Here is a 13,257-nt window from a genome sequence, read left to right on the forward strand (position 1 = left end):
TTTTAAAAGCTCCGCAAATTTAGCTCACGCTACCACCGAATGCCCGCTTCCAGCCAAAACTGCCTGCCCGCCTCATAGACCAGATCGAGCGAGGTGTCGCTGCTAAGTCTTGCTTTGTTGCGCTTATTTAGGACGTTGTAGATGTCTAAATTCGTAAAAAATTCCACCTCGCCCGCCATCTTTTTAGCGTATCCGATGCGCGCATCCCAGCTGTAGCTTTTGCCGAGATTTACCTTTTCGTATTTGTCGTATCTGGCAGGATACTTGCCCGCAGGCGTCCTGCCGGTGCGAGCGATCGCTTCTTGCGAGCCTTTAAACGAGAGGAAGTTATTTACGCTGATGCCGTAGCTTGGAATTTTAGTGATGATATTTAGGCTTGCAGTCCAAGGCCTAGCATAGTCCTGCGCCGGAAGCTCCGATAGCCTCATCAACTTCCCGTCGTATTCGACGATCTTTTCATCTTCGAGCGTTTCTCTATCAAGCGATATGTCATAAAGGGTGTTGTTCGTTTTCATCTTGATGTGCTCAAAGCCCAGCTCAAAGCTGTTTAGCGTACCGAAGGCCTCATAATCATCGATGGTTTTAACGCCGAAGGTTAAAATTTTATTTTCGCTTCTGCCGTCATTAGTAAAGGTTTGATAGTTGTTTTGGTAGTTCGGATTCGGCGCTAGACCTAGATCTCTTCGCGTAGATTTGATGATCTGATCCCTGCCCTTGCGGCTTACATATTTGCCGAAAAACTCAAAATTTCCAAGCTTTTGCTTTGCTCCGAATACAAGCTCATCCTCATAAGGCACCTTTAGCTCGTTAAATTTCGTTAGAGACGGGTCTTTTGGCAATTGCGTCCAGTTTTGAGTATAAGCATTGCGTGGGCGCGTGTAGGTAGTGGCGAGGCCCTCTCGTCCTTCTCTTAATTTGTAGGTAAAGAGATTGCGTCCGTAGTAGCGGTTTGCGCCGAAGCTAAGAATCGAATCGCCGTCGCCGAAAATATCGTAGTAGCTGTTAAATCTCGGCGCCGCAGTCGTTTGCTTCATATAATCGTCCCTATTTAATCTTACGCCCGGTCGCAAGGTAAGATCACCGATTTTTATCTCATCCTCCAGATAAACCGCCAAGCTTTTCATATCCACCTTGGTATTGCCCTTGTAATAGCTTTTTCGCGTAAAAAACTGGCCTCTTCTGCCGAGTCTCGCAAAAGAATCGTCTATCGAGCAGAGCTCGTCATCAGGATCGCAAGCATTTACGCCCGCAGGTAGCGGCGCTATTCCGCTGGCGGTCATAAACTCTTTTCTTACGTTAAATTTAGCCTCTTGCTTTTTAAACTCAAAGCCTGTGATAAATCTATGCTTGCTGCCGCCGAGATCAAATTCATTAAACTCCAAATCCGCGTTGTACGAAAAGCTCTTTTGAGTTTGGTCCAGATCCCCAAAGCCACCCTCTATCGCCGCAGCAGATAAAAATTTACTGCCCCAATTCTTTACGTTTGAGTATTGCCAAGCCCTGTAATATTCATTCTCTGCATCGCGAGAACTCTCCAGCTTGCTGTAGGATAAAATTTGATTAAATCTAGCAAAATCGCCATCGTAGTCGGCTTTAAGCGCTAAATTTAAACCGCCCGATTTCATATCGGCGTAGGAATCTTTGACGTGGTCGTTAAACATCTTGTTTCGCTCGGGCGCGTAGGTTACGCTAGGCGTGATAGTTAGGCGGTCGCTTGCATACCAAAGCGCTTTTAGAAAGTAGTTGTCTATATTTCGCCTCTGAACTCGCTCGGTGATGGTCGTATCTGCGTTGTATCTTCTGTCGTAGGCCTTGAGCGGAATTTTACTTCTAGTATTTGTGTAGCCGAACATCAAGCCCAGATCCTCGGTAACGGTGCCCTCTAAATTTAACCTAGTGACCCACTTATCGAATCTCGGCTGATTTAGCGGAGTAGCGGAGTTTTCAAAGCTCTGTTCATCGCCGTAGATATGGTATCTAGTCCAACTATCCTCGGTGTGCTGCATCGAAAACTTGCCGTGAAAGCCCGCACGCGGATCTCGCGTCTTAGCCTCCACCACGCCGCCGGTAAATCCGCCGTATTTGGCGGAGACGCCGCTATCGTGCACCTCGACGCTCCGCAAAAAATCGCTATCGATCGCCATACCTTGCGAGACGGAATTCATCGTATCAAACGCCGAAAAGCGCGTAGGATTGCCGCCGGGATTTCTAGCGGGATCGAGATCGTTATTCATATTCGCGCCGTCAAGCATAAAGTTGTTTTGCCAATACTTCGCGCCGTTGATGCTGATATTTGCGGGGCTGATCTCGCCGAGCGTCGTGCTCTGGCGGTTTGTGGAGCTGAATTGCACATTTGGATTGGTACGCAAAAGCTGCACGAAGTCGCCGTTGCCGCTAGGCATCGACTCGATCATCGTCCTGCTTATTTTTTGCGTACCGCCATAGCTATCGCCGACGCTCGTCAGGCTCGAGTCGATGTTGCCGACGACTACTATTTCGGGAAATTTATAACTATTTGTCGTCGCAGCCGAGCTCTGCGCGCTTGTATTTTCTTTGGTAGCAACGCTTCTTGTTGCGTTATTTTCAGACGAATCCTGCGCGGCACTTAGGCCGCAAAGACACGCCGCGACTATTAAGGAGCGTGCAAGCCCCCCCCCGCAGCGATTTTGAGTGGATTTCTCGCCTTTTACGGAAGCGGAATAATTGCGACCTGCGCCGCTTTTACATGGCTTACAGGCCCAAAAACCGACAATCATTTTTTCTCCTTTTTTGAAAATAAAAATTAAGACTGAGGAAATTTAGCCAATAATATTTTAAATTTCAATAAAAGTGATAACAATTATATAACTTATGCAAACAATAGAAAAAATGTAACAAAATAGCGATATATCGGTAAAGCAATTTCATTTTGTAATAAAATTTATCTAAAATCTATGCGTGACGCAGATGGATTTAATTGAGCTTTATTCTTGAGTTCGTTTTTAAACTGCATAAATTTACGAAGCCGAAATTTGCCGTGCAAGCGCCGTTAAATTTAAACTCGCCGAGTAAATTTAACGAGCAAAATTTAAATGCGCCGAGCCCGCTAAAATTTCGGCGCATTTATCCTCACCGTCTCATCGGTGTCAAAAATATATGTCTGCGCCGCCTCCGCGATATCCTTCGGCGAGATGGAATTTATGATCTTTTCAAAGGTCTTAAAATCGGCGATCTCCTCATTCCAAAGCGCGTATTTTACGAGCGCGTCGTTCCAAAACTCAGGGCTTTCGCGAGCGGTACGCGCCGTGATGATCTGGGATTTTTTAAAATTTTCAAGATGCCGCGCTACGTCTGATCCGCCGCCTGCGATTTCTGCAAAAATTTCTCTAATTGCGGATAAAATTTGATCCGTATTTTGCGGCGCGCAGGAAAACGAAATATGAAGGCTCGAGTGCTCGTACGGGATGCGGCTTAGACTCGAAGCGACCGAAAAGCCGTAAGTGCGCCCCTCATCCTCTCTTATGCGCTCTCTAAGTGCTTCCTGAAGCACCGAAGCTAGGGCGGAAATTTTTATCGCATTTTCAAGCGAATACGGAGCGGATCTGTTTATCGCGGTAAGCGCAACGTCGCTTCTAGGAGAGTTTTGATAGTTGCGCATAAAAACATGCCGTCCGCTTAAGCTGCGGATGCCGTCGTCTTTAAAATCCTCGCGTTCGCCGCGAGCGGGCAGGCTCGCCAGATATTTTTTTATGAGGATTTCGGCATCTTTTAACTCAAAATCGCCGCTAAGTACGAAAGTGTAGGATGCAGCGTTGCTAAATTTATCATAGACGATCTTTTTTAACTCTTCCGCGTTAAGAGCTTTGATCTGCGCGGCGCTTAGCGGGCGCATTCGCGCATTGCCGCCGTAAAAAAACTCACTAAATTCCCTGCTAAATTTATACCCGGGCAGCTTCTCGTTTCGCGCAAGCTCGTCGAGCGATTTGATCTTTAAATTTTGCAGCGCCTTCTCGTCCGTGCGCGGAGAGCTGAGCTCCAAGTTTATCGCTTCCAGCAGCCATTTTAGATCCTGCGAGCCGCAGCTTCCGTAAAATCCGTGAGAGAATGCGGAGATGTTTTTGCGGTAATTCACCTGCCGCCCGCTTAAAATTTGCGAAATTTCATAATTGTTAAACTCGCCTGCGCCGCTTTCGTTTGAAAGCATCGCGGCAAAACTGCCGAGCCCGGGATGCGCCAGATTGGACATTCCGCCTCTGCTTACCGCGGCGAACGAGATGAAATCCTTGCGCGTCTTAAGCGGCTTTAAGATCACGGTCGCGTTATTTTCAAGCAGGTAAGTATAAAATTTAAATCGCGGCTCAAAGCTCTTGCTTAAAATTTTGCCCTCAGGCAGGTTTTTAGAAACCAAGCTACCCGGCAGCTTTTTATGCGCGGCATGCGTATTTACCGCCTTAGCGCCGCTTTGCAGCTTCTTAAATTTAGCCTCATCCAGATTATATTCTGAGCCGCTAAAAACGCTTGCGTGCACCTCGCCCAGATCCGTCAGGCGCTTAAATTCTAAATTTAGCTCCTCCAGGCTGATCTCGCGCAGCAGCTTTATGTCCAAATCACGCTGTTTTGCAGCGCTAGGCAGGACGGCTCCTGATTTTACGGCATGAAGAATCTCTCTTGCAAAAAACGCGGAATTTGCGCTTTTTTTGCGCTCAAAGGCGCTGTGCCGCGAGCTGATCAAAGCATCCTTCGCAAGGGCGAAATCGCGCGCGTCAAAGCCGCTATCTCGCAAGCCTTTGATTAGCCCGAGCGCCTGCGAGATCGCGCCGTCAAAATCTCCGCCCAAAACGGCGACGTCGAAGTTATAGATCGTTTTTTGAAACTGCAAATTCGATCTGGAAAAATTAACTCGCAACAGCGCGCCTTCGCTAGCCTTCGCTCGCTCGTAAATCGTAGAAATAAGGCTTGAGATAAGCTCGCTTTTTAAAATTTTTCTCGCATTCGCCTCGCTATTTGGGGGCGCAAATTCCTCCCAAAACGAAATTTTGACGGAATTTAGCGACGTTTCGTTCGTATCGTAGTTATAAATTTTCAAACCCTGTCTCGGCGGAATGCCCATATCCGGGCGGGCGTAGGAGTTTGTATTTTTAAGAGGCGAAAAATTTTGCTTTAGCAGTTTTAAAATTTTATCCCTTTTAAAATCGCCCACGGCTATAAATTTCATAGACCTAGGCTGGTAAATTTTTTGATAAAGCTCCTTGATTCGCTGCGCACTTACGGATTTTACGACCGCCATATCGCCGATCGGCGCACGATTAAAATACGCGCTGCCGCCGTAAAGCTCCTCATCCATCCGCTCGTAAAGCCTTGCGATCGGCGTATCGCGGCTGCGCGCCTCCTCGATTATGACGCCTCTTTCTTTTACGAGCTCGAGCGGATTGAACTCCACTCCGTCCGCAATCGAAGCAAAAATTTTAAAAACGTCCTTTAAATTTTCTTCGTTAACCGCGATGTTAAGCGTGTAAATCGTGCTGTCATAGCCCGTCTGCGCATTTACGTCGGCGCCGAATTTCACGCCCAGGCTCTGCAATTTTTTGATGAGCTCGTTTTTGCTAAAATCGCGACTTCCGTTAAAGGACATATGCTCGATAAAGTGCACAAGCCCGCGCTCATTAGGGCTCTCATCGATCGAGCCCGCATCCACGATCAGATAGAAAACGGCGGAATTTTTAGGCACGGAATTTTCTAAAATATAGTATTTAAGCCCGTTTGGCAGCGCTCCCCGCAGGACGGCTCCGTCCCACTCAAGCGCAAAAGCTCCCGCGCAAAGCAGTAAAAATAGTAAAATTTTTCGCATTTAAAGCCCTTTATTTATAGTAAAATTCCGTCTCGCAGATATTTCGGCAGACTTTTCTCTTTCGGCTTATCAAGCCGCCCGCCCGCGCCATTCTGCGCTATTTTTTAGATTTGCTCGCCTCGACCCGTCAGCCTGCGATATCTCTTAGGCTCGCTTACTTTTTACTTGACTGCTCGCCTATTCGCTGTGCCACCCCCGGTATGCTTCGCAAGCTTACCGGCTCTAGCTCCGTACCGAGCAGCTTCTCTCGTTTGGTGCATCGCCCGAATCGGCAAATGCATTGATATTTATCTGCGCGCTGAGGCGGCGGCATAGCTGCGCGGCGGCACGGGCGCAAATTTTAAAATTTACTTACACCCGGGCTAAATTTAAAAAGCGCGAGTCGATAAATTTTAAATTTACACCAAGCGCGGCGGGCTGTTAAGCTTTGAAATTCCACGGCTAAATTTCGCAATTATCTTTCACAGTCGCTTTTATGTCCATACGGACAAATATTTAAATTTTACATTGCCCTATTCTTGCCATGCGCTGTTTTAGCACGTATCGATCAAACAAGCCGCTGACGCACGATCTTGGCATCTTTGCCGCATGATATTTTAGCGCTCCGCCTATAAACGCGCCGCCCCGAACTGCCGTTTGCTACAGGATAAAATTTTAGCCTAAAGAGCATTAAATGAAAATTAGTATAAATAAAATTTAAAATTTTTGAAGTTAAAAGGGAATTTCGGATTAGATTAAAATGGCCGGGAGATAGGGATTCGAACCCCAGGAGGCTTTCACCTCAACGGTTTTCAAGACCGCCGCTTTCGACCGCTCAGCCATCTCCCGATTAAGGGCGGGTAGACCCCGCCGTAGGTTCGCGCAGATCAAGACCTGCACGCACAATTTATTCGGTTTTTTCTCCGACCCACTCGGCGCCGTTGTGAACCTTTTCTTTGGTCCATTGAGCCGCGTTGTGCGAATCCTCTTTTACACCGTGCCAAGTGTTAGAGCACCCGCTAAAAGCCATCAATGCCAAAAGAGCCGCTAGTATGTATCTCATAATAACTCCTTTTTAGGATCTGGAGGCGACACCCGGATTCGAACCGGGGATCAAAGCTTTGCAGGCTCATGCCTTACCACTTGGCTATGTCGCCACGCCGGCTTATTAGGTGGTGCCCGGAGCCGGACTTGAACCGGCACGGAAAAAATTCCGAGGGATTTTAAGTCCCTTGCGTCTACCGATTCCGCCATCCGGGCACATTTAATACAAAAACAGAATGTAAAATGGAGCGGGAAACGAGAGTCGAACTCGCGACATCAACCATGGCAAGGTTGCGCTCTACCACTGAGCTATTCCCGCGCAAAGAAATGAAATATTACCCAATGCAAGCTTAAAATTTCATTTTATAGCGACCCTTGCAGAGAAAATTTTGGCGTAGCGCCGGAATTTAAAAATTTTGTAAGTAAAATAATGTAAAATTACAAAATCTCTATTGGGGTTATAGCTCAGCTGGGAGAGCGCTTGAATGGCATTCAAGAGGTCGGCGGTTCGATCCCGCTTAACTCCACCATTTAAGCTACTTTTAATTTTCAATTACTTCTTTTAGATCTCTTTTGCTTCCTTTAAATACGGATATTTAGGGCTTTTAGTAATTTTAATTATTTTTGTTTCTTTTTATGTTATAATTATTTTAAAATAATTCAGTTGTTTATTAGGTTAGTTAAAACCTATTAGGTCGGTTTTACAGAAAGAGCGATAAATATCGTTATAAAAACATTTTTAATGTGTATATCGCAAAAAAACGAAAAAATGGTATAAACAAGAACTATATCGCGAAAAATGTTAAGATGAACGAAAAATATATACCTCCATCTTTTGGCGAGCGCGATATAAAGACGATGAAATATAGTGATGTTTTAGAATTTTAAACCAAAATCATCCGAGTTCTAGTCGTCTCGAAGCGCTTCATCGCCTAATAAATGATATAGAAAAGTCTTTGCAATAAATTAAATTTTAATGAAAGGAGAGATTATGTCAGTTGAAGAAGATGGCGCGGCGTTTATAGATGAAGATTATGTAAATATCGTGCCGCAGGATCTGCTAGAGCGCGGTATACGCTTAAGAGAAGAGTACGGAATTTATGATATTGCTTGGAGATTTGACGATGTAATGGAGGTGCTAAAAATCACAAGAGGCAAAGGTATGATTATCCTAGGAGGAGACGTATATCGCCTAAACGGTAATGAGCCCATAATCACATATGACAACTGGTATACCGAAGAGGAAGATGACAATGCATTCGAATTGGCAATCGAATATATCACTAAGTATCGCGCTAGAAACGGAGATGATTTTGCATACAGCCCAACTATTTGTCCTGGGCGGGTGTCCAAATGAAAATTTTGGCTTACAATGCAGAATATGTTGGCTTTTAGTCATTTTCAGATAAATATAAAAATATGCACCGAGCTAAATGCCGATGTGTGCGTAGATGGGATATAAAAAATTTTAGGAGTAGCTTTGAAAGACAACGAAGTAGTTTTAATACTATCGATCGAAAGCGATAGAGATCTATCCGAGACAATAAGCAGCAACGGCATATCTGTAACAAAAGCCTGGCGCAAAGGAGATTTGAAACTAAAAGGTTCTATTTTAAAATACAGAAATTTTGGCTTTAGCATAGAGGAAAAATTTTATGATATACCTTTTGCGGGAGATCTAATTAGAAAATTTTTAGCAGATATAAATGTCGCGAGGAGTATAAAATTACAAAGCGTGAAAAAGCTGCTAAGAGTCGTAGTTTACAGTTATAATAGCATGCCCGGTCTATATTATAATGCAAATTTGCTGAAACTATTAGCAGATAATAATGTGGATTTGGACAACGACATATACTGCCTAGATGGATAAATTTGAATCTTGAGCGAGACGTATTTATCGATGAAATTCTTGGACTTTGATTGGATAAAAGGCGACAAACCGTCCTTGGAATTTCATATAAGGATAATTTAAAACCATGAAACCGGTAAGAATTGTAATGACGATATTTTTTATTATCCTATCGTCTTTAAATTTTCATAAACTATTAGCGGAAGGCGGTTATCGCGGAGGCAAAGTCTATGTCGTAGCCACAACCCAATCCGTCATTATGCAACTACTGCTTATCATAGGATTGATCCTGTATTTGATATATCTAATAAGAGTAAAAGAGTATTATAAGCCAAGCTCAAATTTTACGCTTTCTAAAAAGGAGGACAAAATGAACTTATCGAATAGAATAAAAGCGCTAAAGGCGCGGCTTAAACTGCAAAAGCCGGAAATTATAACAGATCCTATACAGAAGGATGAGCTTATCGAGCAAGATCTGTGCGGTAAAGAACTGTGTGATTTAGACCATGACACGATCAAACTTTTATCGGGAGATTTGAGTGTCTTTAATGACTATGCTTTTAGGTATTATATCCTGGATTTTATTGATTTTTACGAGCGTTTCGGCGATGAGGCGATTATAGAAGATATGTTTATTCAAGCATTTGCACCGCCTATGCGGCGGGCGCTAGCAAAACAATTTAGCAGGGATGAGGTAAAAATAATCATAGATTTTTTACAAAAAAATTATGAAGATATTGCGAGAATTACGCATTCCAAGAAATATAAAAAGTTAAAACCCTACGAACAAGAAGAAATTTATATACCATTCAAACATTTTGAAAAAGAGATAAAAAATGCGATAAAATTTTGGGAGAAGTATTATAAGGGCAAAAATTTATAAGGATTGGCAAATGCGCTTAATAGAGACCGATTTGGGCAAGTATGAGGAATATATCTATTTCTTTATAGAGAAAAACAGGGCGTATTTTAGCGCCTATCAAGAGCAGATATTTCCAGAAGACGAATATAAGATAGTTAGCAAATACTTTAGGAATGAAACGCTAGAATATGCCGCTGCTTGGATGAAATTTGGCGAATAACTAGGTCGAGATTTATTAAAGTCATATTTTAAAACAATAAGGAGCCGTATGCCTAAACATGAATTTTTACTCAAAAAGACAAAAGAAAATATTTTCTCTAAAGAGCATTGCGTAGTAATTAGCGATGATCTGATACTTCATATTTTGTATTCTCTTGAGTGGGTACAAACCACATGGAACGATGAGGAAAATTTGAAAAAAGGTCTAAATTACTATGACTATAGCTGGATAGAAGATAAATCTAAATTTAGAGATATAATATGCTCTTGGAAGTCACTTCTCTTGAGCGCGGATGAGCAGATTGTTTTTGATAAAAATTGTGTGTTAAATAAATCCTCGGTTATCGAGCAATTAGACTACCTATTGGAACTAATCGATTCGGCAATTAAAAATGATTTATATATTTTGCATTTAGGGATTTAGCGAGTGTGCGGCGATTTAATAATAAAACAAAAGAAAGGCCATGAAAAGAAATTATAAAAAGATAATACCGGTAAGAGGTAGAAGGAAATTTTCGATTAATAATTTTAGAGAAAATTTCGCAGAGGGCGATATACTGCAGATCGGTCAAAGGCGGTTTTTATTTTGTAGCTGGAATAACCTGCTGCGTATAAACGGCGATAATTCGGGGGAGTTTATAGTATTGCCACCCGAAGCTAATGCGAAAAATAATAATGGCCTGATTTCTAAAAAGTGGATATTGGAAAATTTAGATTTCATATGTGATACCGAGCCGTCCAGAAATATAAGCATATTTTCTTATTACGATAGCCTTGCAACTGAATACAAAAGGGTAAATGATAAAATTCCTGCAAAATTTACTTATAAATTTTTAGAATTCAAAGACGATCTAAAAAATGGAGATATTATAGAGTGTCACAAGGCTTTTCGTCCGTATGATCGAAAGATAAAATTTATCGTCGCGACCGATACGGAAGGATGCCCGAGACTACCCTATCTGGAGGGGTTTTATTCCGGTATGTTTGCGCCTATTGGCTATAGCGATAAAATGCACTCGAATAAAGGACGGGAATATGCGATAAGCTCGAGTTGGCTAATTAAGAACTGGGAAGCCGCCTTTCTCGGTAATTGCAATATAAGGCACACCTATGTAAATTTACAAAACCGAAAAGAGATTTTGAATTTTACCGATAAGCAACTGGAAAATTTTATAAAAATGAAGCGAAAGAAATTAAAATTTAAATGGAAAAAGTAGATAAGGATTTAGAGCGAGCTTGCATAATATCACGCAGCAAAAGGGCTTTGAAGGGTGGCGGCAATGATAAAAAGCATTATAGACCCAACTAATTTCGATATAGAATTTAGAAAAATAAGTAGAAATAAAAGAGGCGTAGCCAGATCAAGAATAGATTTTGAAAATATCGATGTAGAGGCTAAAATAAGGCTAGTTATGTTTTTAATTTCAAAAGCAAGCCACTTAGATAGCGTAGTTTATAAAATTCTTTTTTGGGAAAGAGACGAGAAAATAGAAGAATATCTTCTTAAAAATATGAAGGGGCAATACACAAAAGCTAAGCCTTATAAAAACGGCGCCAGAGCGGGCGTTATTTTTATAAAAGAAAAGACGCTTGAGCCAAATTTTTTGAGATCCATACTGCTGCGCCATTTTAATTTTGAGCTGGCAAAAGAGCCCTCTTTGAACATTAGAGTTCAGTTAGCCGTAAACAATAAAGAGAAATTTTCGATTTTATTTGATATATACGATGACCGAGGCTGCTATGTGTATTACTTTTAAAATTTTATAATGCAAATATTTAAGGAAAGAGGTAATTTTCTAAAATTTCGTATCTTTTAAGTCCTGGCAAAATAAATATAGCACCTATCTATGCACCAAGCTTGATTTAATCCCATTTTTCGCTATAATGAGCGTCAAATTTCACTCACAGGGATAGCGATGAGCCTTGTTTCTTACGAATTAAAAAAGCAAAAACTAGATGGAACGCGCAATGTGGCGCTTTGGAAGGTGCGTGGCGGCGTGGCGGCAGTAGTACTGGCGCTGTTTATCGCTATGCGCAAGGATTTCGGAGATTTCTCATTCCTGTTTTTATTAGTGTTGCTAGCTCTTGCTTATCCTGCTTACAAATACCTAGCCGTGCGCATTTCGCATAAATTTGAATTGCTCAGCGAAGAAGCCTTTAAAAACGAATTTCTGCTTTGGATTGCAAAGGAGCTGCGCCTTACCTTTCAGCCTTTCGGCGCGTTTTTACTCGATGAAATTTATAAAAATCCGCTCCGTAAAGAGGCAAATCTATGTACTTGCAAGCACGCTATAGTAGGCAAGACGCCCGAATTTGGTATAAAAATCGGCGACATCTGCCTAAGTCGCGATTTCGATAAAAACAGAGAAAATCGGGTATTTGAGCTGGATAAAATTCTGCATCTCAAAAAAAGGGATGATACTGCGATCTTCGACGGGCTTTTTGCAAAATTCGATTTTAACGAGACTTTCGATAGCAAAATTTTAGTCGTACCGCGCGGGGAGTTCATCTTCGGCGCATCGGATCTGAAGCTGCTTAAAGACAGCCCGCATCTAAGCGCGTCGTTTGACGTATATCTAAACAATCCCACCGCCGCCGCATTTTTGCAAAACAAAAAAATTTTAGAAAATATGCAGACGATCACCGTAAATTTGTTCGGCAAGACGGAGCTTTTCTTGGGTGAAAACAGCCTCGTAATTGGCGTTGAAAATAGCGAAATTTTCAAATCCGCGCCGAGCTCGCAAAGCGCAAAACTGCTCGAAAGCCTAAATAAGATGATCGAGATCGCTAAAATTTTTGCTTATCTCAAAAAGCTCGGGCAGGTGGAATAATCTACGCTTTAAATTTGAGCGAGCGCCGTTGAAACAATTTAGTTCTTGCCAAGGCTGCGCTTTTTTGCTCGTCCGTTATTAAATCAAACTACTTCGAAAGGCAAAGAATCTTTAATAAGCGCTTTCGCTTTGCTATCGACCCGAGCCACTTAAATTTTACAAAAATTTTATAGCAGCTCTTAAAAATTTCAAAATTTTTCAAATTTTATATTCAACCATAGCGCCGCCGTATCCTATTGACACCCTTCGCATTCGATCGAGCGATCCGCGACGTTGTTCAGCTTCTCGCTATCGGGGCTTTCGGAGCGCAGGTAGTAGGTCGATTTTAGCCCGAGCTGCCACGCAAGCGTGTAAATTTCGCTCAGATAGCCGCCGCTTGCCTTATCCAGGCTCATGAAGATATTTAAGCTCTGGCCTTGATCGATCCATTTTTGGCGGATGGCGCCCGCCTTTACTAGCAGGCGCTGATCGAGCTCGTACGCAGGTACGTACGCCTGCCACGTTTTCGGGCTTAAATTCGGCACGACGACCGGGATCATGCCGCTTAGGTTGTGCTCGAACCACTTGCGCTTATACACCGGCTCGATCGTCTGTGTGGTGCCTACGAGTATGCTGATGCTCGACGTCGGCGCGATAGCCATCAGAT

Annotated in this window: 11 protein-coding genes, 5 tRNA genes and 1 pseudogene; 9 read left to right on the top strand and 8 right to left on the bottom strand. The window is 42.8% G+C overall.

Annotated elements, in window-relative coordinates:
• Window positions 1-29: 29 nt before the first annotated feature.
• The 7 genes from Q0460_RS07770 to Q0460_RS07800 all read right to left on the bottom strand — a co-directional run bounded on the left by Q0460_RS07770 (window position 30) and on the right by Q0460_RS07800 (window position 7,169).
• Window positions 30-2,756 (bottom strand): TonB-dependent siderophore receptor, encoded by a 2,727-nt coding sequence (locus tag Q0460_RS07770; protein ID WP_299086227.1) that lies wholly within the window; start codon window positions 2,754-2,756, stop codon window positions 30-32.
• A gap of 329 nt (window positions 2,757-3,085) precedes the next feature.
• Window positions 3,086-5,827: an insulinase family protein gene (locus tag Q0460_RS07775; protein ID WP_299086228.1), complete on the bottom strand. Its 2,742-nt coding sequence runs from the start codon at window positions 5,825-5,827 to the stop codon at window positions 3,086-3,088.
• A 740-nt stretch (window positions 5,828-6,567) separates the two neighbouring features.
• Window positions 6,568-6,655, bottom strand: a tRNA-Ser gene (locus Q0460_RS07780).
• 58 nt (window positions 6,656-6,713) lie between these two features.
• Window positions 6,714-6,869 carry a hypothetical protein gene (locus tag Q0460_RS07785; RefSeq protein ID WP_299086229.1) on the bottom strand — a complete coding sequence of 52 codons (156 nt, stop codon included), beginning with the start codon at window positions 6,867-6,869 and terminating at the stop codon, window positions 6,714-6,716.
• A gap of 20 nt (window positions 6,870-6,889) precedes the next feature.
• A tRNA-Cys gene (locus Q0460_RS07790) sits at window positions 6,890-6,963 on the bottom strand.
• Window positions 6,964-6,979: 16 nt separating this feature from the next.
• Window positions 6,980-7,066: transfer RNA gene (locus Q0460_RS07795), tRNA-Leu, on the bottom strand.
• A 28-nt stretch (window positions 7,067-7,094) separates the two neighbouring features.
• A tRNA-Gly gene (locus Q0460_RS07800) sits at window positions 7,095-7,169 on the bottom strand.
• A 135-nt stretch (window positions 7,170-7,304) separates the two neighbouring features.
• Here Q0460_RS07800 and Q0460_RS07805 point away from each other — a divergent pair.
• From Q0460_RS07805 to Q0460_RS07845, 9 genes are all read left to right on the top strand, one after another.
• Window positions 7,305-7,380 (top strand) — tRNA-Ala (locus tag Q0460_RS07805).
• Between the two features lie 461 nt (window positions 7,381-7,841).
• Window positions 7,842-8,207, top strand: a complete 366-nt coding sequence (imm40, locus tag Q0460_RS07810; RefSeq protein WP_299086230.1) for an Imm40 family immunity protein — start codon at window positions 7,842-7,844, stop codon at window positions 8,205-8,207.
• Window positions 8,208-8,330: 123 nt separating this feature from the next.
• Complete coding sequence (locus Q0460_RS07815; protein WP_299086231.1) at window positions 8,331-8,720, top strand: hypothetical protein; 390 nt, start codon at window positions 8,331-8,333, stop codon at window positions 8,718-8,720.
• Window positions 8,721-8,826: 106 nt separating this feature from the next.
• On the top strand, window positions 8,827-9,582 hold the full coding sequence (locus tag Q0460_RS07820; protein WP_299086232.1) for a hypothetical protein: 756 nt from the start codon (window positions 8,827-8,829) through the stop codon (window positions 9,580-9,582).
• 10 nt (window positions 9,583-9,592) lie between these two features.
• Entirely contained in the window at window positions 9,593-9,781 is a 189-nt protein-coding gene (locus Q0460_RS07825; RefSeq protein WP_299086233.1) for a hypothetical protein, read from the top strand.
• A 48-nt stretch (window positions 9,782-9,829) separates the two neighbouring features.
• Window positions 9,830-10,204: a hypothetical protein gene (locus Q0460_RS07830; protein ID WP_299086234.1), complete on the top strand. Its 375-nt coding sequence runs from the start codon at window positions 9,830-9,832 to the stop codon at window positions 10,202-10,204.
• Window positions 10,205-10,244: 40 nt separating this feature from the next.
• Entirely contained in the window at window positions 10,245-10,997 is a 753-nt protein-coding gene (locus tag Q0460_RS07835) for a hypothetical protein (RefSeq protein ID WP_299086235.1), read from the top strand.
• Between the two features lie 63 nt (window positions 10,998-11,060).
• Window positions 11,061-11,537, top strand: coding sequence for a hypothetical protein (locus Q0460_RS07840; protein WP_297894744.1), 477 nt, complete (start codon window positions 11,061-11,063; stop codon window positions 11,535-11,537).
• A 159-nt stretch (window positions 11,538-11,696) separates the two neighbouring features.
• Window positions 11,697-12,611, top strand: coding sequence for a DUF3137 domain-containing protein (locus Q0460_RS07845; RefSeq protein ID WP_299086236.1), 915 nt, complete (start codon window positions 11,697-11,699; stop codon window positions 12,609-12,611).
• Window positions 12,612-12,844: 233 nt separating this feature from the next.
• On the opposite strand, the pseudogene Q0460_RS07850 reads toward Q0460_RS07845, so the two are convergent.
• Window positions 12,845-13,257, bottom strand: a pseudogene (locus Q0460_RS07850) (ribonucleoside-diphosphate reductase subunit alpha); the annotation flags it as partial.

Origin of the sequence: uncultured Campylobacter sp., from assembly GCF_937980635.1 — a bacterium.
Lineage (GTDB): Bacteria > Campylobacterota > Campylobacteria > Campylobacterales > Campylobacteraceae > Campylobacter_B.